The sequence below is a fragment of the Salinibacterium sp. PAMC 21357 genome (assembly GCF_000247645.1).
Taxonomy (GTDB): domain Bacteria; phylum Actinomycetota; class Actinomycetes; order Actinomycetales; family Microbacteriaceae; genus Rhodoglobus.
On the sequence record NZ_AHWA01000004.1, the window covers coordinates 789,410 to 813,670 of the forward strand.

The 24,261-nt window shown below is 62.3% G+C and carries 24 protein-coding genes; 17 read left to right on the top strand and 7 right to left on the bottom strand.

Annotated features, from left to right (window positions below; all coding sequences use genetic code 11):
* Positions 1 to 46: 46 nt before the first annotated feature.
* The 3 genes from ON14_RS07130 (at position 47) to ON14_RS07140 (ending at position 2,547) form a co-directional block, all read left to right on the top strand.
* Positions 47 to 1,123: an alkene reductase gene (locus tag ON14_RS07130; protein WP_026037588.1), complete on the top strand. Its 1,077-nt coding sequence runs from the start codon at positions 47 to 49 to the stop codon at positions 1,121 to 1,123.
* Between the two features lie 135 nt (positions 1,124 to 1,258).
* A complete protein-coding gene (locus ON14_RS07135) occupies positions 1,259 to 2,185 on the top strand; it encodes a hypothetical protein (protein ID WP_010204144.1) in 927 nt (308 codons plus the stop codon).
* Positions 2,182 to 2,547 carry a GntR family transcriptional regulator gene (locus ON14_RS07140; protein WP_141629966.1) on the top strand — a complete coding sequence of 122 codons (366 nt, stop codon included), beginning with the start codon at positions 2,182 to 2,184 and terminating at the stop codon, positions 2,545 to 2,547. Before ON14_RS07135 ends, ON14_RS07140 begins: the two co-directional genes overlap by 4 nt.
* Positions 2,548 to 2,556: 9 nt before the next feature.
* On the opposite strand, the gene ON14_RS07145 is transcribed toward ON14_RS07140, so the two are convergent.
* Together ON14_RS07145 and ON14_RS07150 are read right to left on the bottom strand one after the other, a co-directional pair.
* Positions 2,557 to 3,540, bottom strand: a complete 984-nt coding sequence (locus tag ON14_RS07145; protein ID WP_010204147.1) for an oxidoreductase — start codon at positions 3,538 to 3,540, stop codon at positions 2,557 to 2,559.
* Positions 3,541 to 3,645: 105 nt separating this feature from the next.
* Positions 3,646 to 4,836 carry a cytochrome P450 gene (locus tag ON14_RS07150; RefSeq protein ID WP_010204149.1) on the bottom strand — a complete coding sequence of 397 codons (1,191 nt, stop codon included), beginning with the start codon at positions 4,834 to 4,836 and terminating at the stop codon, positions 3,646 to 3,648.
* 150 nt (positions 4,837 to 4,986) lie between these two features.
* Here ON14_RS07150 and ON14_RS07155 point away from each other — a divergent pair, with 150 nt between their 5' ends.
* The 5 genes from ON14_RS07155 (at position 4,987) to ON14_RS07175 (ending at position 9,806) form a co-directional block, all read left to right on the top strand.
* On the top strand, positions 4,987 to 5,751 hold the full coding sequence (locus ON14_RS07155) for an IclR family transcriptional regulator (RefSeq protein ID WP_010204152.1): 765 nt from the start codon (positions 4,987 to 4,989) through the stop codon (positions 5,749 to 5,751).
* The gene (locus tag ON14_RS07160) at positions 5,748 to 7,502 is read left to right on the top strand and encodes an HAL/PAL/TAL family ammonia-lyase (protein ID WP_010204153.1); all 1,755 of its coding nucleotides are present in this window, start codon (positions 5,748 to 5,750) and stop codon (positions 7,500 to 7,502) included. Before ON14_RS07155 ends, ON14_RS07160 begins: the two co-directional genes overlap by 4 nt.
* Entirely contained in the window at positions 7,499 to 8,467 is a 969-nt protein-coding gene (locus ON14_RS07165) for a PDR/VanB family oxidoreductase (protein ID WP_010204154.1), read from the top strand. Before ON14_RS07160 ends, ON14_RS07165 begins: the two co-directional genes overlap by 4 nt.
* A 61-nt stretch (positions 8,468 to 8,528) precedes the next feature.
* Positions 8,529 to 9,392, top strand: a complete 864-nt coding sequence (locus ON14_RS07170; protein ID WP_010204155.1) for a VOC family protein — start codon at positions 8,529 to 8,531, stop codon at positions 9,390 to 9,392.
* Between the two features lie 63 nt (positions 9,393 to 9,455).
* Positions 9,456 to 9,806 carry a hypothetical protein gene (locus tag ON14_RS07175; RefSeq protein WP_010204156.1) on the top strand — a complete coding sequence of 117 codons (351 nt, stop codon included), beginning with the start codon at positions 9,456 to 9,458 and terminating at the stop codon, positions 9,804 to 9,806.
* Here ON14_RS07175 and ON14_RS07180 read toward each other — a convergent pair.
* Entirely contained in the window at positions 9,803 to 10,813 is a 1,011-nt protein-coding gene (locus ON14_RS07180) for a serine hydrolase domain-containing protein (RefSeq protein ID WP_010204157.1), read from the bottom strand. The two genes, ON14_RS07175 and ON14_RS07180, sit on opposite strands and share 4 nt — an antisense overlap.
* A 137-nt stretch (positions 10,814 to 10,950) precedes the next feature.
* Between ON14_RS07180 and ON14_RS07185 the strand changes: the two genes are divergently transcribed.
* Positions 10,951 to 11,508 (top strand): YceI family protein, encoded by a 558-nt coding sequence (locus tag ON14_RS07185; RefSeq protein WP_026037590.1) that lies wholly within the window; start codon positions 10,951 to 10,953, stop codon positions 11,506 to 11,508.
* 58 nt (positions 11,509 to 11,566) lie between these two features.
* On the opposite strand, the gene ON14_RS07190 is transcribed toward ON14_RS07185, so the two are convergent.
* The gene (locus tag ON14_RS07190; protein ID WP_202800918.1) at positions 11,567 to 12,817 is read right to left on the bottom strand and encodes an MFS transporter; all 1,251 of its coding nucleotides are present in this window, start codon (positions 12,815 to 12,817) and stop codon (positions 11,567 to 11,569) included.
* A 75-nt stretch (positions 12,818 to 12,892) separates the two neighbouring features.
* On the opposite strand from ON14_RS07190, the gene purS reads away from it, so the two are divergent.
* Genes purS through ON14_RS07205 form a run of 3 tightly spaced genes read left to right on the top strand, consistent with a single transcriptional unit; the run spans position 12,893 to position 14,346 of the window.
* Entirely contained in the window at positions 12,893 to 13,165 is a 273-nt protein-coding gene (gene purS / locus ON14_RS07195) for a phosphoribosylformylglycinamidine synthase subunit PurS (RefSeq protein ID WP_010204162.1), read from the top strand.
* Entirely contained in the window at positions 13,165 to 13,863 is a 699-nt protein-coding gene (purQ, locus tag ON14_RS07200) for a phosphoribosylformylglycinamidine synthase subunit PurQ (protein WP_010204163.1), read from the top strand. Before purS ends, purQ begins: the two co-directional genes overlap by 1 nt.
* Positions 13,864 to 13,881: 18 nt before the next feature.
* Positions 13,882 to 14,346: a DUF3817 domain-containing protein gene (locus tag ON14_RS07205; RefSeq protein WP_010204165.1), complete on the top strand. Its 465-nt coding sequence runs from the start codon at positions 13,882 to 13,884 to the stop codon at positions 14,344 to 14,346.
* 45 nt (positions 14,347 to 14,391) lie between these two features.
* On the opposite strand, the gene ON14_RS07210 is transcribed toward ON14_RS07205, so the two are convergent.
* Both ON14_RS07210 and ON14_RS07215 read right to left on the bottom strand, forming a co-directional pair.
* Entirely contained in the window at positions 14,392 to 15,234 is an 843-nt protein-coding gene (locus ON14_RS07210) for a CPBP family glutamic-type intramembrane protease (protein ID WP_010204166.1), read from the bottom strand.
* A gap of 11 nt (positions 15,235 to 15,245) precedes the next feature.
* Positions 15,246 to 16,481 (bottom strand): mechanosensitive ion channel family protein, encoded by a 1,236-nt coding sequence (locus tag ON14_RS07215; RefSeq protein ID WP_010204167.1) that lies wholly within the window; start codon positions 16,479 to 16,481, stop codon positions 15,246 to 15,248.
* Positions 16,482 to 16,577: 96 nt separating this feature from the next.
* On the opposite strand from ON14_RS07215, the gene ON14_RS07220 reads away from it, so the two are divergent.
* Both ON14_RS07220 and ON14_RS07225 read left to right on the top strand, forming a co-directional pair.
* Positions 16,578 to 17,960, top strand: coding sequence for a DUF2254 domain-containing protein (locus ON14_RS07220; protein WP_010204168.1), 1,383 nt, complete (start codon positions 16,578 to 16,580; stop codon positions 17,958 to 17,960).
* Between the two features lie 68 nt (positions 17,961 to 18,028).
* Entirely contained in the window at positions 18,029 to 19,471 is a 1,443-nt protein-coding gene (locus tag ON14_RS07225; protein ID WP_010204169.1) for an MGDG synthase family glycosyltransferase, read from the top strand.
* Positions 19,472 to 19,526: 55 nt separating this feature from the next.
* Here the strand turns inward: ON14_RS07225 and ON14_RS07230 are convergent, their stop codons facing one another.
* On the bottom strand, positions 19,527 to 21,755 hold the full coding sequence (locus tag ON14_RS07230; RefSeq protein WP_010204170.1) for a beta-glucosidase family protein: 2,229 nt from the start codon (positions 21,753 to 21,755) through the stop codon (positions 19,527 to 19,529).
* Positions 21,756 to 21,870: 115 nt separating this feature from the next.
* On the opposite strand from ON14_RS07230, the gene ON14_RS16320 reads away from it, so the two are divergent.
* From ON14_RS16320 to ON14_RS07245, 3 genes are all read left to right on the top strand, one after another.
* Positions 21,871 to 22,830 carry a tail fiber protein gene (locus ON14_RS16320; protein WP_081503524.1) on the top strand — a complete coding sequence of 320 codons (960 nt, stop codon included), beginning with the start codon at positions 21,871 to 21,873 and terminating at the stop codon, positions 22,828 to 22,830.
* Between the two features lie 64 nt (positions 22,831 to 22,894).
* Positions 22,895 to 23,359: a GNAT family N-acetyltransferase gene (locus tag ON14_RS07240; RefSeq protein ID WP_010204172.1), complete on the top strand. Its 465-nt coding sequence runs from the start codon at positions 22,895 to 22,897 to the stop codon at positions 23,357 to 23,359.
* 74 nt (positions 23,360 to 23,433) lie between these two features.
* On the top strand, positions 23,434 to 24,174 hold the full coding sequence (locus tag ON14_RS07245) for a sulfite exporter TauE/SafE family protein (protein WP_010204173.1): 741 nt from the start codon (positions 23,434 to 23,436) through the stop codon (positions 24,172 to 24,174).
* Positions 24,175 to 24,261: the final 87 nt, after the last annotated feature.

The following is a 24,261-nucleotide window of genomic DNA, read 5'->3' on the forward strand; positions in this document are numbered from 1 at the left end:
GCCGGTCGATGTTGACGTTGATACGACCGACAGAAAGAGATCTGCTGTGAACTTGTTTTCCCCCACGACCCTCGGCGAGCTGAACCTCACCAACCGATTGGTGATGGCACCGCTCACTCGCACCCGCTCGGGACAAGCCGGCGTTCCCGGCCCGATGGTCGTCGAGCACTACGCCCAACGCGCCTCGCTCGGTCTGATTGTGTCCGAAGGCACCTACCCAAGCCATGCCGGGCAGGGCTTCCCCGGTCAGCCCGGACTGGTCGAGCCTGAGCAGCTCGAGGGCTGGACTCACGTCACCGACGCGGTGCACGCGGCGGGCGGCCAGATCGTCGCGCAAGTGATGCACGCCGGGCGAGTAACCCACGAAGCCACCAACGGCGGACACACTGTGGTCGCCCCGAGCGCGATTGCGATCAACGGCGAAACTCGTACCTACGATGGCAAGCAGCCGTACCCGGTTCCTCATGCGCTCACCGATGACGAGCTCACCGGCGTAATCGACGAGTTCGTGACTGCCTCGCGTAAGGCCGTCGCGGCAGGCTTCGACGGCGTAGAGCTTCACTCCGCCAACGGCTACCTGTTGCACGAGTTTCTTTCTCCGGCCTCCAACCAGCGCGAGGGCCAGTACGGCGGCTCGCCCGAAAACCGCGCTCGCTTCGTGATCGAAGTCGCCACCGCGGTCGCCGAGGCGATCGGTGCCGGCCGCGTTGGCCTGCGCATTTCGCCGCAACACAACATCCAAGACGCCCTAGAAACAGACGATGCCGATGCCCTCGCGACCTACGGCGCGCTGGTCGACGGCCTTGCCCCACTAGGGCTTGCGTACCTCAGCGTGCTGAACGCCGACCCCACCGGTGCCTTCGTGCAAGAGCTGCGCGCCCGCTTCGGCGGACCGGTGCTGCTCAACAGCGGCTTCCAACAGATGACGACTCGGGATGAGGCCCTCAGCCTGGTACGCGACGGTCACGCCGAGGGTGTCGTCGTGGGCCGCCCGGCCATCGCAAACCCTGACCTGGCCTACCGCTGGCAAGAAGACCTGCCGTTGAACAGCCCCGATGCCAGCACCTTCTACGGCGCCGGCCCCGAGGGCTACACGGACTACCCGACCTTCGAGCCGAGCTAGCGCGTCACTAGAGCGGCCAGCTGCGAATGACGTTTCTGGCGTCTTGATGTCACCTGGCCGCTCAAATGTACCAAGTGCGTGCTACATTGAATGTACTTCACCACTAGTACATTTATTCTTTACGGAGCCGCCACAATGCCCGATCTCGTCGCACTCATCTGGTTCAGTTTCCGCTCCATCATCATCGGTCTGGCACTAGCAGTTGTGTGGTGGCTGGCACGAGGACGCAAAAGCCGGCTGCCCGCCGGACTGACCGCTGCAGTCACGATGACTGCGACTTCACTGGCCCTGGCCAGCATCCTCTATTTGAATGCGGCCATTGGATTCTCTGTCCTCCGACCCCCGCTGTCGGAGCATCTTCCGCTGTGGGTATTCGAGATGCGCATCCTCTGGGCTCTCGCGATTGGAATCCTCGCCGTCGCACTCCTCGCCATCCCTATCGGAGCCCACACCCCGCGCGGTCACGCAAGCCTCACCCGGCGAACACCGTTCAGCTTCGGGCGCCGGCGGTGGTTCGCTGGCATCACGACAATTGTCGGCACTATCGTCACCGTTTCTGCACTGGCCGGCGCGGCATCCGAACCAGACGAAGAGGGCCTCTGGCGGAATTACACCGTCGATGCCGGGAGCTCAATCTCGTTCGGAACCCGCATCTACGGCTGGTACTACTCGGTGCCTGCGTTGATACTTCTCGCCGCTCTTATCGCGGTCATAATCGTCGCACTCTGGCTCATCGCCCGACCTTCGCTCAGCACCAACCACGACGATGACGTGCGGATACGTCACCTCAGAACCCGGAATATCCTCGCAATCGCGAGCGGAGCTCTCCTGATTCACCTCGGCTCGATATTCACATCCCTATCAAATACAGCGCTGCTGCGGGGCGGAGCGGATATTGGCGAAAGTGGCTGGGGCTCGTGGACGACCCCCTTCGCCGCGATGCAGCCAGCTCTTCTCTATGTCGGCCTAGCCATAGCGGCCCTCGGTTATGCACTGTGGTTCGGCGTGCTGCTTTCCGCTGCACTCACACGCCGTGCACGCGCAGACACCGATCAATCATGATGATTAGTCTGGCGGGATCAGCCCCCGCCGCCGACCAGATAAGCGATCAAATACGCGGCCTTATTGCTGCCGGAACCCTGGCAGCGGGCGAGAGAATCCCCTCGGTTCGACAGCTCGCAAAAGACCTCGGTGTTGCCCCCGGAACGGTCGCGAAAGCCTACAAAGCCCTCGAATCTGAAGGACACCTTCGTACCCACACCGGAGGAGGAACCCGCGTCAGCGCAACGGCGTCGGCCACACCCCTCGCCGTTGTCGAAGCCGCCCGCATCCTCGCCGATACCAGCCTTCGTAGCGGTGTTGACCTCGAAGAAACCACGCGGGTCCTGCGTGCGATCTGGGCCTCGCAGCGAAAAGACAACTAGGTTCGTCCGCTAGCTGCTGAACGGATCCAACCCGGTCGCCTGCACCGCGACGGCCCAAAGCTTCTCGGCCGCAGCAGGGTCAACCGCCCACTGCTTGGCACCACCGGTCGTCATATCGGCGTGGTCATCCGCGACGATGCCCTTGATGGAGCAGTCTTCGCAGTACGCGCCACCACGGTCGACGAGTTCGGGAGCCGTTGCCGCCCAGAGCCCCGTCGATGCGCCCTCGGCCGGCGTCTTGAAGAGCGGGTTCGGGTTGCCGTCTTCGTCGATCCACTGGCGAGCAAGAAGTTCTTCGCGCGGCATGTTGCGCTGCAGGTCAGTCATGATGCCACCCGGGTGCACCGAGTACGCGTGGATGCCGCGGCCGGCCAGGCGAGCATCCAGAGCAACAGCGAACAGGGCATCCGCTGTCTTCGACTGGCCATAGGCAACCCAGGGCTCGTAGTCGGTGGAGTCAAAGTTGATGTCGTCGAAGTTCACGGGCGAACGCCAGTGGCCAACGGACGAGTACGACACGATTCGCGCGCCATCCTGCAGCAGGGTTTCGAGACCGGCGACGAGCGCGAAGTGTCCGAGGAGGTTGGTGCCGAATTGCATGTCCCAGCCCTGAGCGGTGCGCGTTTCGGGGGTCGCCATGACGGCGGCGGCGTTGATCACGAGGTCGACGGGGGTGCCGGCGTCGCGCATCCCGGCGGTGAACGCGGCGACAGAGTCGAGGTCGCTAAGGTCCATCGCTTCGATCTGAACGCCAGCAACACCGGCGAGCACTTCGGCGGCCTTCTCAGGGCGACGGGCAGGAACGATCACGGTCATCCCGGCTTCGGCTAGCGCCTTCACGGTTTCGTAGCCAAGCCCCGAGTAACCACCGGTGACGACAGCGGTCTTGCGGGCGAGATCGAAGCCGGCAATCACTTCGGATGCCGTGCTGCGGTAGCCGAAGTTCGATTCGAGGGGCTGCTGGCGGGCGGTCATTTCTTCGAGGGAGATCATGGTTAGGACTCTAAGAGTTGGAGTGCACTCTAGGTCAAGCTGCTCGGGAGACTCACAGCCACGCAGATGCCCGAGCTAGCGTGCAGACCGAAAAGGCGTTCCTGCTTACGCCGCAACCACCTTCAGCGGCAGTGACGATAGCCCTTTGAGAGTGTTGTGGAGATACGGAACTGGCTCGCCACCACGTTCGATCCTCTTCACCCGCGTCGCAAAAGTCGTGAGCAACACGTCCATTTCGAGACGCGAGATGGGTTGCCCAACACACTGATGGATGCCCATACCGAACGCCAAGTGACCGCCAGCCTGACGCGTCATCTGATACTCGTGCGCATCCTCGCCCCACTGAGCAGGATCGCGATTCGCTGCCCCCGGAAAAACGAGCACTTTCTGGCCTTCGTCGAGCTCAAGGCCGTGAAATTCGGTCGCTCGCGACGTAGTTCGATAGAACGACTGGAACGGTGACTCGAAGCGCAGCGCTTCATCGATTGCGAACTTCATGAGCGACGGCTTCTCGTGCACGGCCTGCCACGCCCCTGCGCTCCCGCTGAGGCAGCGAAGCGTATTTCCGATCGCGAGCGCCGTCGTGTCTAGACCAGCCGAAAGCAAGGCCCGCACCAGCAGGGCCGCCTGGTCGCTGGTGATCGCTCCGGCATCCGCATGCTCCCAGATTTTTGAGCCGAGACCATCGGTGCTCAGATTTTCGCGCGCACAGTTCGCCATCACCCAGTCGCGGGTGCCATCGCCCTTCGCGAAGTACTCGCGATAGCGATCATCCTCTGGCCCGAAAGCGCTAAAGTTCATTGCACCGTGCGGCAGCAGGTTCTCCATGCGGCCCTCGCGCGGGATGCCGACAGCATCCCCGAAAGCGCGAATGGGAAAGACTTCGGCGACGTCGGTGATCGCATCGAACTCGCCCTGGGCGATAAGCCCATCAAGCAATTCGTCGGCAAACTCTTGGAACCCAGCGCGCAGGGATCGCACACCCCGCGGCGAAATGACATCGACCATCGCCGCCCGCATCGGCCCATGAATCGGCGGATCAGATTCGAGGATGCCCTGCGGTCGCCACGCGGGTTCCTTATGCAGGTTCTTGGGGCCAACACCAGCACCGTTGATGAAGGTTTCGTGATCGACGAGGATGTCGCGAACTTCAGTGTGCCGGGTGAACGCGAGCACGTCGTACCGCTCCAGCCAGACGGCAGGGCCAGCCGCGCGCATCCGCTCAAAGAGTGAATACGGGTTAGCGAGGTTCTCATCCGAGTACGGGTCGTCGCTGAATGAAGAAATGGCAGACATCGAGGCTCCTCTGGCTCACTACGAAGAATTTGACGGTATCGTTCAGTGCAAATCACTGCCACTGTAGTTCTCACACAGTGAGACAGCTGTTTGTAGGGCAGGGAACGTCGGCGCAATGATGAGTCGACGCTCGAAGGGAGAAACACTGTCATGGATTCGTCCCTCGAGCGCGGGCTCGCGCTGCTGAGTGAGATCGCGGCGTCAGGAGACCACACCGCGCACACCCTCGCTGCCTCGGTCGGGCTCCCCACGAGCACCACCTACCGATATCTCCGCACGCTCCGCGACACCGGCTACGTGCGAGAAGCCCAAGGCCGCTACGAACCAGGGCGCGAACTGCTGGCCCTCACCGGCCGCCACAGTGCGCAGTCCGCCCTCGCCGAAGTCGGCCCGGCAGTGCTGAGCAGCATCGTCGACACCCTCGGCGAGACCGCTGTAATGATCGTGCGGGTCGGCACGCAAGCACTGTGTCTGCGAAAGTCCGAACCAGACAAAGCCCTCAAATACACCTTCGCCGTAAACCAACTGCTGCCGCTGCACGCCGGCGCCGGCCAGCGAGTCCTCTTGGCGTGGGCCCCCGAAACCGTGATCGAGCGGGTTCTGGCGAGCGAGCGTGAGCACTACACCGATAACACCCTCACTACGGCGCAACTGCACCACACCATCCAAAGTGTGCGGCAGACCGGCTGGGCTGTCTCTCGTGGAGAATACGAAGCCGGATCCGTCTCGGTCGCCGTGCCGGTGATGTTTCACGGCGAGGCCGTGTGCTCGCTCGATGTCGCCGGCCCCGAATCCCGCTGCGGCGACAAAGGCTGGGTGCCTCGAGCTCTCTCCGTGCTGCAAGCAGCGGCCGCTGACCTCACCGACGCTCTCGAAAATTGGACAACATCCTCCTCGAAGAAAGGGACCTCATGACCGCGAAACCAGTTCTGTTAATCGGCGACGGGGCCGCCACCCTCACTGATCTGATCGACGTGGCACGCGACCGCCGACGCGTTGCCTTCGCCCCTGAGGTGGCCGAGCGCATGGCACCCAGCCGCGACTGGATCGAAGGCATCATTGGCGGCATGGAGGCCGGCAAAGACACCCCACCGATCTACAGCATCAACACCGGCTTCGGCTCCCTGGCCGGTCGCCAAGCTTTCGAAGACCCCGCGGATGCCGCTGAACTGAGTCGCCGTCTGATACTGGCGGATGCCGCGGGCGTGGGTCGCAACGTCGACGAAGAGGTCGTGCGCGCCACCATCTTCATTCGCATCGTGAGCTTGACCCGGGGATACTCCGGAGTGCAGTTCGCCATCGTGCAGGGCCTCATCGACATGCTCAATAAGGACGTTTTCCCGGCAGTTCCGGAGTACGGATCCTTGGGCGCCAGCGGTGATCTCATCCCCCTCGCCCACATCGCGATCGTGCTCACCGCGCCACCGAACATTGACGGCAAACCCGTCGACGACGACCCGCTCGACTCCGGCGAAGCGTTTATCGACGGCCGCATCGTGAGTGGCGTTGAAGCGATGGCGCACGCAGGCATCCCGCGCATCCCGATATCTGCCAAGGATGGTTTGGCGCTCTTGAACGGCACCTCATTCTCGGCAGCGCAGGCAGCCTTGGCCCTCTGGGATGCGCAAGTGCTGCTGGACACCGCCACGATTACCGCCGTCATGTCAATTGAGGCATTGCGCGGTTTCGGCGACGCTTTCATCGCCGAACTGCATGACGCTCGAGGCCAGAAGGGCCAAATTGCGATCGCTTCGCGCATCCGCCAACTGCTGAGCGACAGCACCTTTGTCACCGGCGATCGCGACAGCAATCCGGACCGCCAACCACCGCAAGACGCCTACTCGCTGCGGTGCGTTCCGCAAGTATTCGGGCCGGTGAAAGACACGCTCGACTTCGTGGGCGGAATCATCGAAACCGAGATCAACGCGGCCACCGATAACCCCCTCATCATTCCCGAGTTGCCGTCGAGCAGAAGCCTGAAGGCAGTATCGGGCGGCAACTTCCACGCCGAATATCTCGCGTTCGCCGCCGACTTCCTCTCGATTGTGGTGACTGAAATCGGCAACATCACCGAACGACGACTGTTCCGCCTCGATGACGGGACTCTCAACCGTGGCCTTCCGGACATGCTCGTCGCGAGCGAAAAAGTTGGGCTCGACTGCGGCTTCATGCTGCCGCAGTATCTGGCCGCCGCTCTCGTCTCGGATTGCAAGACGCTCGCACATCCCGACAGCGTCGACTCGATCCCCACGAGCGCGAATCAAGAAGACCACGTCTCCATGGCCAACAACGCCGGCCGCCACGCTCGAACCATCGTCAGCAACATCCAGCAAGTGGTCGCCATTGAACTTCTCATGGCCACTCAGGCCCTCGAACTGCGAGAAATCGAGCGAGAGGGAACCGGCCAAACGATGGGGACGGCCAGCCGTGCCGCCGTCGCCCTCGTGCGCGGCACTCCCGCGAGCGACGGCCGCCCCAACGGTCACGTGACGAAGGATGCGGTGCTGTATCCCCGCATCCGTGCCGTCGCCGAACTCGTGACCAGCGGTGCCGTGATCCGTGCTGCGGATGCCGCCCTCAGCGCCCCCAACGGTGTCGAAGCCGAGACTGACGCCGAGACCACGACCGAGCCTAGAACAGGGTCAGACACCGGGGCCGCGAAATGAGCATCGAACTTCGCGTACTCGCCCGCGACACCGTTGCCAACAGGGTTGACGCGTTCACCCTTGGCCGGCCCGACGGCGGAACGCTTCCCGCCTGGACCCCTGGTTCACACATCGATCTCACGCTGCCCGGCGGCCTGATCCGACAGTATTCGCTGTGCTCCAATCCGGCCGACTCTCACACGTGGAGGGTTGCCGTTCTTCATGAGCCGGAGGGACGAGGTGGGTCGGTAGCGGCGCACAAACACCTGCAGGTCGGTGCGCGCGTTCACGCTGACGGGCCGCGCGACAACTTCGGCTTCGTGACGGCATCCGCCGAAACGGCAACGGCAGCAGCAGCAGCAGCAGGACCCGACTTGCTCTTCATCGCGGGAGGGATTGGCATCACCCCGATCCTGCCCATGGTGCGAGCAGCCGACGCCGCGGGGGCGAACTGGCGTTTGCTCTACCTCGGACGCTCCCACGAATCGATGGGTTTCCTCGACGAACTTGCTACCTTCAGCGACCGGGTGACAGTGCATCCCGGTCTAGATCGTGGGCGAATCGACTTGGCCAACGCCGTCGATTCCACCGGGCTCCTCACTCCCCAGATCTTTGCCTGCGGGCCCGAGCGACTGCTCGACGCCGTGATTGCGTGCTGCCCAGCCGAATTGCTTCACATCGAACGATTCACCGGAAACGGAACCGGAGCCGAAAGCACCGACACCGCTTTCGTCGTTGAAACCAACGACGGCACCGAGATCGCGGTAGGCGCCGACGAAACGATTCTGGCGGCAATGACGCGCTGCGGAGTGCCTGCCCTCAACTCCTGCCAAGAAGGCATTTGTGGAACCTGCGAGACCGTCGTGCTCGGCGGAGTGCCCCTCCATCGCGACGAAGTGCTCAGCGACGAAGAACGCGAGAGCAATGAAACCATGATGATTTGCGTGTCCCGCAGCGTCGGTGAGCGCCTCGTTCTCGACCTATGATCCGGTGGCGCGTCGACATCCGCGACGGAATACCCGCCGTGGTCGCACGGTTGCACAACTCATGACCGACCTGCTCGCGCCAGATACCGCCATGGGCGCAGTGACGCTCAGCGTTGCCAACTTGGACGCCCTCACCGCGTATTACCGGGATGCCGTGGCGCTGACAGTGCTGAGAGAGTCTTCTGACACCGTCGTCCTCGGTCGCGGCACCACGCCCGTCGTGATCCTCAAGCATTCGCCCGCGCTCAAGCATGCGAGCCCCCGCGATGCCGGACTCTTTCACACCGCCATCCTGTTCGACACTGAAGAAGCGCTGGCGGCAGCCGTCTACTCGGTGGCCACTCGCTACCCGAAGACGTTCACGGGCAGCGCCGACCATCTCGTGAGCAAGGCCTTCTACTTCACCGACCCCGAGGGCAACGGCGTTGAACTGTACTGGGATCGCGACCGCACCCAGTGGAGCTGGACTCACGGCGCCGTCGAAATGGCCACCCTCTTTCTCGACCCGAACGGCTTCCTTCAAGAGAACCTCACCGAAGCAGCCGTCGAGCAGCCCGTCATCGGTGGCGCCCGCGTCGGTCACGTGCACCTGCAAGTCGGCGACGTGAAGACTGCGCGCGAGTTCTACGTCAACCAACTCGGCTTCGAAGCCACCACCGAAATCCCCGGCAGCGCCGTATTCGTGAGCGCCGGCGGCTACCACCACCACATGGCCATGAACACGTGGAACTCGAGCGGTGCCGGTCCGCGGCTGCCCGCCCTCGGCCTCGCCCAAGTCGACATTGCGGTGCCGAGCGCCGACGATCTCGGCGCGCTTGGCGAACGGATGACGCACCACGGCATCCCGCTACGAAACGATGGCCGAACCCTCACTTTCGAAGACCCGTGGGCCAACACGATTCACGTGACGACCGCCGCACATTAGGGCGGCAGCAAGCGCCAAAAACAGTGCTTGCCAAGGCGCGAATCGAGGCGCACACTATCTTGCATGGATGCCGATCCAGTAACCACGAATCCGGAACACTACTCAGTGGTGTTCGAGAATGACCGCGTACGAGTGCTTGAGTACATCGATGCGGCCGGCGACAAGACGACACCGCACGAGCATCCCGACAGTGTGATGATCACCCTCAGCGATTTTCAGCGTCGCCTCCATGCGGAGGGCAACTTCCGTGATGTCGATCTGCCCGCGGGCAAAGCCATGTGGCTCGCAGCTCAGCGTCATGCCGGCGAGAACATTGGGGAGACCCCGACGCACGTTATTTTCGTCGAACTCAAAGACGCCACGCGTGAAAAGTCGACGTCAGGATGGTTGGGCCCGGCCCAACTCGCGCCTTAGCCGCCGAGGAGTTCGTCAATCTCGCGGATGATCGGCCACGCACACTCTTCAGAGTTGGAAAGCACAACAACGTCGAGATCAGCCTCAAGGTAGTGGCGAACGATTCCGGATGCTCCGGGCCCAACACCGTCAGCGAAATAGCTGCGCACGGTGCCATCTTCGTTCATGTCGAACTCAAGCCCGAAGCCATACCAAGTCTCTTCGTCGTACTTCACCTGTGGGGTGAGAAACTCTTCCGTGAACTCCGCGTTGAGCAGTTCACCATTGCGCAGAGCCTGGATAAAGCGAACCAGATCGGCCGCGGTGACATGGGCGCCGCTGTCGGGAAGCCCGATAGGCGGTGCGCTGTAGATGTTGGAAACCCAGCGACCGTCAATGAAGTCCCAGCCTTCCGCAACGCGTGGCGCAGCATCCCGGCGGTCATAGAAACCAGAATCGATCATGCCGGCAGGCGTGAAAACATCATCAAAGACCAACTGGCGGTACTTCTCTTCGGTGACTTTCTCAAGGGCTAGGCCCGCGAGAACATAACCGGCGTTGCTGTACACGCACTCGACTCCGGGCTCGGCCAGAGATTCTTTGTTGATGAACAGCGGCAATTGATCGGCCGGTTCCATGATCGTGTAGGTGGGGAACTCGGACCAGAGGGCGGCGTAGCTTTCGCCCTCTTCTTCATCCACATCATCCGCAATGCCGCTCGTGTGCGTCAGCACATGCAAGAGCGTGACGGCCGGGTCAATCTCCGACTCGGCCAAATCAACGTAATGGTGAATGGAGGTCTCAAGATCGAGCTCGCCCTTCGATACCTGCTGCAACACGGCAACACTCGTGAAGAGCTTCGTAATCGCGTTCGAATCGAAACGGGTGTCTGCCGTGTTCATCACATCCCAGCGATGGCTAGCCTTGCCCATGACGGCTTCAAAAATCGTGGCATTGCCGCGCTTGATTAAGACGGTGCCAGAGAAGTCGTTTTGCTCAAGAAAATCATTGAGCTCGGTGGTGTCCATAGGGCGAGCCTACCGACTGTCACTGACCAAAGGCAGCATGGATGTCGGAGCCGGTTTCAGTCGGTTACTCCACACGCTCACAGCGAACAGGGCGCGTTCTCGGAATAGTCATCAGCTACCGACAGTTCAACGGATACATGACTACTTCTCTAGACACCCACACCAACTTCGTCGCCGGCACTTGGGACATCGATCCCACCCACTCGACCGTCTCCTTCGCTGTCAAGCACCTCATGATTAGCAAGGTCCGCGGCACCTTCGACGGTTTCAGCGGCACCATCGTCACGTCGGAGAACGCGGCAGAGAACCAGGTCAACGCCTCCATCGACATGGCAACCATCAACACCAACCAGGCTGACCGTGACGGCCACCTGCGCACCAACGACTTCTTCAACGTAGAGGAATTCCCCACAGCAAACTTCACGTCTACCTCGGTCAAGATCGACGGCGACGACATGACTGTCGACGGCGAGCTCACTCTCCGCGGCGTCACCAAGCCCGTTACCCTCAAAGGCGAATTCGGCGGCATCGCCACCAGCCCGTACGGCCAGACCATGGCGGCGGCGAGCGTCAGCACCGTCATCAACCGCACCGACTTCGGCATCAACTACAACGCAGCGCTCGAGACTGGCGGCGTGCTGCTCGGCGAGAACGTGACCCTTACGCTCGAGATTGAGGCTGCACTTCAGCAGTAGCATCACCCCTTCGAATCACTGACGAGGCCTCTCTGCGCACTGCGCAGGGAGGCCTTTGTCATGACGTGCCAGCTGCAGTGTCGAGCAACATTTTCTCGGCTGCAGCAACGGCGGCGCTCCGCCACACCACAAGCGCGGCCGCTGCAACGATGAGCACCAAAATTCCGGCACCCCACGCGAGCCCCGCGTAGCCGACCTGCGCGAGAATTGGTCCGGCAAATCCTCCACCGAGCGCACCAGCAAGGCTCATGATCGTGTCGCTGCGGCCCTGAATTCGCAGCTTCGTTTTTCCGGTCGCGAGATCAGCGACGAGCGCAGAACCACCAACGGTCGATGCACTCCAGCCGAGGCCAAGCAAGACCAACCCGACGGTGACCGCCGAGTTACTCAGTTGCCCCAGCGCAACCACAAGCACGGCGGCCGCAAAGAACACCTGCCCAATGAGGATGGTGGGGATGCGGCCGAAACGGTCACTGGCCCATCCGAAGACCGGCGACAGCGCGTACATTCCCGCGATGTGCAGGCTGATGGTGAAGCCGATGATCGTGAGACTTGCTCCCTGATGGCTCAGGTGCACCGGCGTCATCGCCATGATCGAGACCATCACCGCATGGCTGATCGCAATGGCAGCGATCGCAAAGACGAGCGGGCCACGACCGCGCACGATTCCGGCATCCGCGACAGCAGCAGGTTCAACCGGGCGTTGGGCGGCGAGCGTCAGCGGATCAGGTCGCAGCACGACAAGGTACAGAGCCATGGCCGCGAGTTGGGCGGCAATCGCGAACACAAACGATCCCGTATTGGTCGGCAGCGACAGCCATTGGGCAACCGCTTCGCCGGGGCCGACGAGGTTGGGGCCAGCAACGGCACCGATTGTGGTGGACCAGACAACGAGGGACAGGTCACGTCCCCGATGTTCGGGAGCCGCAACATCCGTCGCCGCAAAGCGCGCCTGAAGGCCGACCGCGGTGCCGACACCGAGCATCGCGAAACCCAGAATGAGCAGCGGGAAGAATGCGACGCCCACCGCGATCACCGTGATGAGGGATCCACCCGCGGCAATGCCGGCGCCGAGCGCCAGTGCCGGTCGTCGACCCCAGCGGGCCGCTAGTCGAGCAAGGGGAATCGACACAAGTGCTGCACCGAGTGTGCTGGATGTTGCCGCTGCTCCCGAGAGCGTCTCGCCACCCAGATCGGCGGCCAAGATCGCACCGACCGCAACCGTTGCTCCCAGCCCGAGACCGGCGAGCACTTGGCCCGCGACCAACGTTCTGACGATGCGGGTTTGCACTGCACGATCGATGTCCATGAGTACAGTCTGGCGCACCACTAGCCTCCGCTAGACTGGAGGCAATCCGCCCGCGCGAAATCATGGAGTGATTCGGTGCCAATTATTGTCGTCGAGGTAATGCCTAAGGCTGAAATCCTCGATCCTCAGGGTAAGGCCGTAGCCGGCGCCCTCGTCCGTCTCGACAAGAGCGAGTTCAGCGCGGTGCGCATCGGTAAGCGTTTTGAGCTCACCGTTGAAGGCCCGATCACTGATGAGCTGCTGGCTGAGGCCCGCGAGATCGCCAACGATCTTCTCGCCAACACGGTTATCGAAGATGTTATTTATGTCGGCGAGGCTCGCCCCGCCGACGACGCTCAGGGCGCATAGTGCGCGTCGGAGTCATCACCTTTCCGGGTTCGCTCGACGACCGAGACGCTCAGCGTGCGGTCAAGCTGGGTGGCGGTGAGCCGGTAGCCCTGTGGCACGGCGACCACGACCTCAAGAACGTGGATGCCATCGTTCTGCCCGGTGGTTTTAGCTACGGCGACTACCTTCGTGCCGGCGCGATCGCAGCGCACTCACCCATCATGAGCGAGGTCATCACGGCCGCCAACGCCGGAATGCCCGTTCTCGGCATCTGCAACGGTTTCCAGATCTTGGTGGAAGCCCACCTGCTGCCCGGCGGTCTCGTGCGTAACGATCACGGTGACTTTGTCTGCCGCGACCAGAAGCTGCGCGTCGAGAACGTCAACACCGCGTGGAGCAACGATTTCAAAGAGGGCGAAGAGATCATCATCCCGTTGAAAAACGGCGAGGGTGGCTACATCGCCGACCAAGACACGCTCGATCGTCTTGAGGGTGAAGGCCAGGTCGTGTTCCGCTACCTTGAGGTCAACCCCAACGGGTCAGCGAACGACATTGCCGGCATCTCAAATGCGCGCGGCAACGTCGTGGGGCTTATGCCTCATCCCGAGCACGCGACCGAAGCTGGCTTTGGGCCAGACACTCGCGCCGCAATGCGTTCGGGCACCGACGGCCTCACGTTCTTCACGAGCGCGATCAGCTCGTTGATGGCCAACGCCTAATACTGAAAGTTCAGCCCCATGTTTGCGACCCCCAAGTCACTGTTCCGCGTTTTGGCGTTCGCTGAGGCGGTGACCTGGACTCTGCTCATCACGGGCCTCATCTTGCGCGCTACGGCGGGGCTGGATGTTGCGGTGTCGATCGGTGGGGCCATTCACGGTTTCGTGTTCCTCGCCTACGGTGCCACCGCCGTGTTGCTGACGGTGAACCAGCGTTGGAGCGTCGGCACCGCCGTGCTCACCATCGGTAGCGCCGTCGTTCCCTATGCGACGATCCCTGTTGAGTTGTGGCTTGCCCGCTCGGGTCGTCTCACGGGCGGCTGGCGCAAGGAAGCATCCGATCATCCGCGTGATGCGGGTTGGGTTGACCGCACAATGCGGTGGGCCCTCAATCACCCGGTCCTGCTCGCCAGCGTGATCGTTGCGGCTGTCGTCGTGCTCTACGTTGTGCTGATCACGCTTGGCCCTCCCGGCGGCGGCGAGTAGCGATCTAGCTTTGCGCGGCCAGCTGCCGCGAACGGTGCCCGCGTTTTACAGCAGGAAGAACGGGATGACTCCCGGGTTACGCGCGTGCACGATGACGAGAAACACGACGGCGTCAAACAGTAGGTGCACGCTCAAAACGTAGACGAGCGATTTGGTCGTCGAGTAAATCCAGCCCTGCAGCAGGGCGAACGGAATCGTCAGCAGCGGCCCCCACGATTGATAACCGAGTTCCCACAGGAACGACACGAAGATCACCATTTGCAGCAGGTTTGCCTGCCACACCGGAAAGTGTCTCCGGAAGAGCACGAAGACGGTGAGGATGAAGAACAATTCATCCCACGTGCCGACAGCGTTCACTCCGACAAATAGCCGACCGATTTCGTCGGGCGTCGTGACAATGGGCCAGTTGAGGTACACACCGCTAGTGATGAAGTAAAAAGGCAGGATAAGCCAGCCGAGAAAGAGCACGAGAAACAGGTAGCCCCACTGAACACGGTTCCACGGCCAACCGCCCCGCCAGCGAAAACGGATGAGGCGATCCTTGAACACAAAACGTGACAGTGCGTAAGGCACGGCCACGGCCGCAGCCAGCACGAAACCGAGCAGGAAGAAGTTGCCCCAGCTGATGTCAGCGGCCACCGAAATGGTCGAGACGATGACCATGCCTGTGGCAATGAGGAACAGATCTTTCGCTAAGCCCTCAGTGAGTTTGCGGCTGTCGGTGAACCAGGCTGCGGCGAGCGCCAGCGCCACCACGACATAGCCGAGCAGCGGCATCCGCAGGGAGAACAGAAGAACCGCTGACCCGCTCAATAGCGCTGCGGGAACGAGGCCCCAACTTCGTGAGCTGAGGGGAATTTTGGGTGCAGCGCTATCGAGTGCGGGCATCGTTGTGGTTCCTAGTCGGTGGAAGTGCGCTTGGCGGTGGAGGCCTGCGCTTCGTCGGCATCGGTTTCTTCTGGGCCAACCAGGTTCTCGGGAACATTTTCTTGAACCGGAATTGCTCCTGTGAACTCTTGGCGACGCGCTTCTGCTTCAGCGCTACCGCTGAACAGCCCTCGCTCTTGAGGATCAATAGAGGTTCGACCGCGCGGCCGGGCTTCGTTTTCCACCATGAGCACGCGAGTGCGGGGCAGGGCCGCAGGGTTCTTCTGCTGCAACCAGCCGACCATCTCTTCGCGAACGAGAGTGCGGAGATCCCACTGCGCGCCAGAGTCTGCCGCACTGATCAGTACGCGGACGCGCACGAAGCCACCCGTGGCATCCACGACTTGGATGTTGGCGGTGCGGCCATCCCACAGTTCGGAGTCGGCAACGATCTTTTTGAGCTGCGCCCGCATCTGATCGATGTTGACGTGCCAGTCAAGATCGAAGTTGATCTCGCCAAGCAGTTCTGTGGCGTTGCGGGTCCAGTTCTGGAATGGCGTAGTCGTGAAGTAGGTGGAAGGCAGCACGAGGCGGCGCTGATCCCAGATGCTCACGACAATATAGGTGAGGGTGATTTCTTCAATGCGGCCCCACTCACCATCGGCAATGACGACGTCATCCACGCGGATGGCGTCGCTGAAGGCGAGCTGCATTCCCGCGAACACGTTAGCGAGGGCTGATTGCGCGGCGATACCGGCGACAACGCTGACGAGGCCAGCGGACGCCAGCACACTCGCCCCGAGCGCTTCTGCTCCGGGGAGCGTCAACAGAATGGCACCGATTGTGACAATGATGATGACCGCTCCGAGGACGCGACGAATCAGCTGAATCTGGGTGCGGATGCGGCGGGCAGCCCGGTTGTCGGGAACATCTGTGGGATAACGAGTGAGCGTTCGATTGAGCAGCAGGTTGATCACAGCGATCAGTAACCAGCCGCTGACGGCGATCACGAGCACGAGGATTACCCCATCGATAACGTCGCGCAGACTCTCAACGGGGAGCGTAATCGAGATCGCAGCCCACACCGCGAGGAGAGCCATCAGCACGCGCAAGCGCTGACGAACCGGTCCCAAAGTTTGATACACCCCTGGCCGAAGCCGCGCGATACCGCGAACAATGAGAGAGATCACCCCGACAGCGATGACGACTGCGACAAGCGCAATCGCTACAGCGACGGCAAGACCCAGCCACGATACCCATTCAAACAATCGAGTGATTTCCTTTCATTGACGTTGTGCCAGCCTACGGGCACTTTCCTTGATGGCGCCTGCCGTGATTAACTAAGGCGATTCGAGAGGGGTGCAATGAGCGAGGCAGCAACTCACAGTGCACGACGCAGCTCTCTGCGCCGGTGGACGGCAACCATTCGCGAATCGATCGCCACGGAGCTGTGGCCACTACCAACCCTGTTCATCATCGTTGCGGTTGCTCTGGGGATAGCGCTGCCCCTGATCGATCGCGCCGTCGATTCGTCGCTTGCCCCCGGCTTTGAACGCGTTCTTTTCGCTGGCGGGCCGGAGGCTGCACGAGCGGTGCTCTCTGCCGTTGCTGGATCATTGATCACGGCAACCTCGCTGACCTTCTCCCTGACCGTTGTTGCATTACAACTGGCCAGCAGCCAAGCCTCACCGCGCGTGCTCCGCACCTTCCTCAAAGATCCAACGGTGCATTGGACTCTCGCCGTTTTCGTCGGAACTTTTGCGTACTCCTTGACAGTGCTGCGCACGATTCAAGATGGCTCCGACACTTTCGATCCTGTTGTGCCTCGACTGGCCGTCACTCTTGCATCCTTATTGACTCTCGCTAGCGTTGTCATGCTCGTACTGTTCTTGGCGCATCTGGCCCGGCAACTGCGCATTGAAACAACGATGCGTCAGGTTTATTTGGAGACCAGCGGCACGATCAACCTAGTGGCCTCCACTATGGCGGTCGGCCGCACAGAGCTTCCCGAGTGGCCACCAGTCGAACGCATCGAATTCAGCTTGGCCACACGGTCGGGGTTCATCCGGTCCACCGATCGTTCGCGGCTACTCACGACTGCCATCAAGCACGACATCGTGGTGCGCGAAGAACACACCGTCGGGCACCACGTCGTCAGCAAAACCCCCGTCGCGCGATGGTGGCCTCGCGACCCGATGCGGCATCTGGATGACGAAGAGCGCGACACCATCAACCGTGCGATCGCGGGCGCGGTTGACCTTGCGTATGAACGCACGGCCAGCCAAGATATCGGTTTTGGCATCCGGCAACTCGTCGACATTACTGCCCGCGCGCTGTCGCCAGGGGTCAACGACCCGACGACCGCGGTACACACCCTCGGTCACATTTCGGCGACGCTCTGTTCGCTCGCTGAGTTGCCCATCCAATCGATGGGGCTCACCGACGATGACGATCTCGTTCGGGTCATCATCAAGCCCCACGACTTCGTGAGCCTGCTCGACCTCGCTATGACCCAGCCGCGCCGCTATGGCGCGAGCGACCCCGGAGTAGTGGAGCGCCTGTTCCAGCTACTGCAAGAGGTCGGTTACCGCGCAGAACGAAGCGAGCAATCGGAGGCGGTGCTTCAGCAGATCGATCGGTTGGAGGCATCCGTCGCTGCGGAGGCCTACGATTTTGTCGAGCGTGAACGCTTCGAGAAGTTCGCGGAGGCTGCCCGCGCCGCGACCGAACATCACCGTTGGCTGTGAGCGTCGCGCACCGAAAAAGAGCGGGGCGCGGCAAGTTGTGAAGTGGTTGCCTCGACTATCATTTCCCCATGTCGCCGACCTCTTCTTCACACCTCCGCACTGCCGGAGCAGAGCGGGTACTGATTTTGTCCGCCGGGGTCGGATCGGGGCATAACAGCGCGGCTGCAGCAGTGCGCCAAGCCTGTGCGGCGCGCACCGATATCACTGAAGTGCAAGTGCTCGACGTTTTGGAGGTCAGCAGCGCCCTTTACCGCGACGTGTTGGGCAAGGGGTACTTTGTTCTCGCGAAGGGCTTACCGTGGCTCCTCGACTGGGCTTACGACGTCAGCGACGCACCATTTTGGCGCCGAGGACCGATCGACCCCTGGACGCAGGCCAACTCTCTTCCCGTGATTCGGGCGATCAAACGCTTTCAGCCCACCGCGATCGTCAGCACACACTTCCTTCCCGCCCAACTCATGTCCACGCTCCTCATGCGCGGAGCCATCGATGCCAAAACAGCGGTTGTGACAACCGACTACGACCCTCAAGGCCTCTGGTTGACCAGCGCATTCCACTCGTTCAACGTGGCGCGAGAGGAAGGGAAGGTTGAACTGATGGCGCTCGGCCTGCCACCTGACCGTGTGGCCGCAACCGGCATTCCGATCAGCTCATATTCGGATGCCGAAGCCGACCGCGTTACCCATGACGTGCCCCACATCTTGATTTCTGCCGGCGCTGCGGGCGGGGACTACGCCGTCGCTGCAGTACGACAGACGCTGCACATGCGCTCGGCATTTACCGCGACCGTCGTGTGCGGGCACAACGACGAGACCCGCACGAGCATTGAGCAGCTCGTCGGCACTGACGAGCGCTTCCAGGTGCTGGGCTTTACAACAGAAATGCCATCACTACTGCAGAATGCCGATCTTTTCGTCGGCAAACCGGGCGGACTAACGGCGTCCGAATGCATGGCGGCGGGGCTTCCTATGGTGCTGGTGAACCCCATCCCGGGTCAAGAAGTTCGCAACGGTGACTACCTGATGGAGCAGGGTGCTGCTGTTCGCTGCAACAACGTCACGACCCTCGGCTGGAAAGTGGACCAGATTTTGCGCGAGCCCGGCCGCCTCCAACGGATGCAAGCAGCAGCGAAGAGCATCGGGCGACCGGATGCCGCGGCAGACGTTCTTACCGGCCTGCTCGATGGCCCGCGCCGCCCGATCGTCGTGACCCGCGACGCTCAAAAAGCTATTCTTGCCGCCAGCGAAAAACGAATGGTGGCGAGCGATCTGCGGGGAGATTCCGCGCTGGTGCGGCTGACTGATCCCACCGACAACAGCACGGTGGCACTCCTGAAAGCAGATGAGCTGGAAGACCTGCAGAAGCGGTACGCGTCGGCTGAGGGAGAGTTGCTGCTCAGACCCGACCAGACGCTCGCTTCACTTCGGTGGGAGGGCCGCCGCCTGATTCGGGCCGTGCTGCGCGACGACGATTCGCTGCGTGTTCGCATTGACGCGCTTCCGCACGCGTAGCCAGTGCAGCCAGCGCCGCGAGCGCAGTCGCAGCCCCAGCCCCAGCCGTCATCCGCTAATTAGAGGTAAGGCGCAACGGCACTGCGCCAGCCCAGTGCGACGGACTGTGCTGAGCGGCGAGCAGCGCCCATTCGCCTGACCGCGGGTGCCACTGTCGGGTGATTGGATCCCGCTGCAACGTCGGCCCCGCATCGAGGGTGATCCGCACTGTCGTGCTCGCCCCGCGCTTCACCGTCACTTTCTGAAAGCCCACTAGCTGAGCTATCGGATGCCCGGCCGACAGATCGGCAGCGTAGAGCTGCACCACAGTGGAGCCGTCACCGTCGCCCGTATTGGTCACGAGAACGCGGGCGGTGCCGCCGGTGTCATCGAAAGTATGGTCAAGAAGTTCGTGGGACATGGTGGTGTAGCCCAACCCGAATCCGAAGGGGAATGCGGGAGCCGTGCCGTTGCCATCGAGGTAGCGCTGGCCCCATTTGTCGTCGTACACAACGGCTTTCGCTGCGCTGTCGAACGGGGGCAGATGCGCCGCGTCACGCGGAACAACAAACGGCAACCGACCTCCGGGCTCGGTCTCTCCCGTGAGTACACTCGCGAGCGCATGCCCGCCTTCCATGCCGCCGTACCAGGCGAGAACGAGCGCGGGAACACGATCCTGCCAGGCGTCAGTCACGATCGCGCTGCCGCCGATCAGCACCACAACGGTGCGCGGGTTAGCCGCGGTAACGGCGCGAATGAGGCTGGCGTCGGAGGGACGAAGCTCGAGCGAGTTTCGATCTCCACCACGCACGAAGCGCGCTGCCAAGTGCGCCAGCCCGATGAAGAGACGGCGAGACAGTCCGGAGTTGAAAGCGCGACCGAGGATGCCCACGTCAACTCCCCCGGTGACAACCGACTCTCCCTCGTCGTGTTGGTCGAGCCCCACAACAACCACGGCGATATCTGCCTCGGCGGCGAGCGCCACAGCAGCACTCTCGTTCTCTCCGGTGTTGGTCGTGACCTGTGCCTCTGGTAACGCGTCGCGTAGTCCGCGAAGCGGTGAAACAGTGGATGGTGGCCTCACCCGCGACGAGCCATGGTCGCCCAAGTTGTCTTCGTCAGCAAGCCGCCCAATGACGGCGACTCGCCGGGTGCCCGGGGCCAACGGCAGCAGCGGCGCCCCGCCAACGGCCTCGTTCTTGAGCAGCACGATTGACTCAGTCGCGGCCTGAAAGGCAAGGGCCCGGTGTGGGGCAGAGGCAACGACAGCCGCCGCCGGCTCCTGCTGCTCGCGCGTGGCCGCATGCAGAATGCTGGTGCGCAGGATGCGGTGGGCAGACTCCAGCACGGTCGCGCGGTCAAGCTGACCGCTGCGTAACGCGGCCGGCAATGCGCGCGCCCGCAGCATCCGCAGCGGCATTTCGATATCCATACCGGCCTGCAGGCTGACGACTGCATCGTGAGTGCCGAACACCCAGTCGCTCGTCACGAAGCCGGTGAAGCCCCACTCGTCTCGCAGCACATCGGTGAGCAGGGCGCGGTTAACGTCCATGTATTCGCCGCGCACTCGGTTGTAGGCGCTCATTATCGAGTCGGCTCCGGCATCGACCGTCGCTTTGAAATGGGGCAAATACACTTCGTGCAGGGCGTGATCGTCGACGGCGACATCCACTTCGAAGCGTTCGTTCTCCATGGAGTTGAGCGCGAAATGCTTCACACACGCCATCGTGTGCACCCGAACGCCGCGGGTGAGGGCCGAGCCCATCTGACCGACGAGTACCGGATCTTCGCCGTAGCATTCCTGCGCGCGGCCCCAGGCCGGATGCCGCAGCAGGTTCACGCACACCGACGCCGAGTAGTTGGCGCCCCGCGCGCGAGTCTCGGCACCGATGGCCACCCCGACGCGCTCCTCAAGGTCCGGATCCCACGTTGCTGCCCGCGCCATTGTCACGGGGAACGCTGTAGCCGCGCCGATCACGACGCCGCGAGCACCGTCGCTGAACCGGATGCCGGGGATGCCGAGCCGCGCTACCGCACCGGCCACGAAGGGTCGCCGCCCGAGAAGCGCAGGGATGAAGGGCAGGAGTCGCCGGGGAGAGTCACCGTCGAGCAGTCCGAGCAGTTCTTTGTCTGTTAGCAGGCCGCTGAGTCGGGCTGAGGCTTCATCCGCATCGATTGTGCCGGCGCGAACAGCAACCACCGCTTCCTCGAAGGCGTGAGTCGAAGCCCTCAATACAACGGGTTCGGCTACGACGCTATTTGGTTCTTCGCCACCGCGCTGCCCACCGCCGTTCGCATTCATCATGCTTCGAATTCTGCACCCTGTAGCTGTGTTCACCCACCATGGCAGGCAGGTAGACCGCTTGCTGCACCCCCACACTGGGGGCCGAGACCATTGGGTTAACTGAGAGAACTTCGTTATGTTTGTATCAACCCGTGACGCATCGTTGCGCTTCTTTCATGTTTGGATCTCCTCTTTGCCTTTAGCCCCCCGCACGCCGTCCCGTTCACTTCGACTATTTGCAGGAGCGGCCGTCGCTGCCGTCATGCTTGCCGGCTGCACAGGCCAGGGCAGTTCTGCGGATGCACTGCAGAAGGCCTGCGTTGACACCACCGCCTCGGCAATCAAGCTCATTGACGCCGGCGACTCGTGCGGTGCCGGTTTCGTCGAGGCAGTCTTCACAACCGAAGCTGCCATTGACGGCGCTGACGGCGAAGACGGGGAGAACGGCGCTGATGGCGCTGACGGGCTCAATGGCGCGACGGGCGCAACGGGACTCACCGGAGCCAACGGAGGTACCGCGCTCAGAGGACCGGCGGGAGCCACTGGCGCGGCGGGTGCAGACGGCACTGATGGTACCGATGGTACTGACGGTGCTACAGGACTCACCGGAGCGACCGGCCCCATCGGCCTCACCGGAGCCACAGGCCCCACCGGCGCAACGGGCACCAACGGCGTTGACGGCCCGGCCGGCCCGCAGGGGCCTCAGGGTGACGCGGGCCCAACAGGCGAAACGGGAGCTGCCGGCCCAACCGGGGCAACAGGAGCTGCCGGCGCAACCGGGGCGACCGGCGCAACCGGCAATTCCGCTCTCTCCTACAGCTTCGGAAGCAACATTAATCGCGCGGGTGATGGCAAAACCTACGACTGCGTTCTGGGCACCCTTTCATTGACAGCGACCGGCAGCGCCGGTGACGGCATCGTGGCCGATGGGCGTGAACTGTTAATTACAAACAACACTGCCCTCTTCTCGCTTCTAGGGACTACCTACGGCGGCAATGGCCGAACCACCTTCAACATTCCCGACATGAGCGCGGTCACGCCTAACAACATGACGTGGACACTCTGCCACCTAGGAATCTTCCCGAGTCGCGACTAATCACCGCTAGCAGCGTCGTCGACACTTGGCGAGCTCCGGGCGACGCGCAGACTAGAATTCTGACGTGGAAGACACTTACGAACTCGAACTCCGTAGCGTTCCCTTTGAGCACGCCGACTCGGTCATGCTGCGTTCCGCGCAGCGTGCCGAGCTCACTGCACGCTATGGAACCGAAGACAGCGAACCTGGGGTAAAGCCCAATGCTGACTCCGTAGTGGTGTTCCTCATTGCATACGCTGATGGCATTCCAGCGGGCTGTGGCGGGCTCCGTCAGGTCGATGATGAGACGTTCGAGATCAAGCGCATGTATGTCACGCCGGCACAGCGCGGCACGGGGATAGCGATCGCGGTATTGAAGGGCCTCGAGGAGTGGGCTCGCGCTCAATCAGCAACGACTCTCGCGCTCGAAACCGGCGACGCTCAACCGGATGCGATGCGTTTCTATGAGCGCGAGGGCTATACCCGCGTCGAGAACTTCGGTTACTACGCCGGCGAGCCACTGAGCGTCTGCTACTCCAAGGCGCTCTAGCTCGGCTCAGAAGCAAGATTGGTCGCCGCACTGCGCGTGGCAGGCGCGACGCTGATGCGCTCTAGGCTTAGTCAGTGCTCGCTCTCGTTGCTCTCTCCGTTGTCGTCGGAGCACTCTCTCAACGGATAACGGGAATGGGCTTCGCGCTCGTGTCGTCTCCCCTGGTGGTAATTCTGCTCGGGCCCTTCGATGGCGTGATGGTGGTGAACCTTTGCGGCGTTATCTCATCACTGATCATCATGTCGCGAGTGTGGCGACACATCGAGTGGCGTACGCTCGCCTGGCTCGCGATTCCTGCCGTTCTCGCCATCATTCCCGGCTCACTGTTGGTAACCCGGCTTCCCGGGGCAGTGATGCAGCTCGGCGTCGGCGTGCTCGTGATTTCTGCCCTCACGGCGACACTGCTCATCACGCGTGCGGAACACATTGTCCCGGCACGGCCAACAGCAATTGTGGCGGGTGCCGCATCCGGATTTATGAACACGGCGGCGGGCGTTGGTGGCCCAGCTCTCAGTATCTACGCGGTCATCATGCGGTGGCCGCAAGTGAACTTCGCCGCCACCCTGCAGCCCTATTTCGTTATTGTCGGCACCGCCTCACTCATCACTAAGACGATCTTTTCTGGCGGCAAGCTTCCTGAGTTGGATGCCCTGAGCTGGATCATCATCGTGGCGTCGCTGCTCGTCGGGCTTGTCTTCGGCGAGGTGCTCAATAAGCATGTGAGCCACCGCGTCGCTCGGATCGCTGTAATCATCGTTGCCTACATTGGCGGCACGGTTGCTGTCATTGACGGGGCTCTCGCTCTCGCGCACTAACGCTCGACCGCAAAGGGCTCCTTTGTCGGCGCGTAACGCTTGACGCGTTAACGACCGGATGCCCGACCCCAACATTCGGGGCCGGGC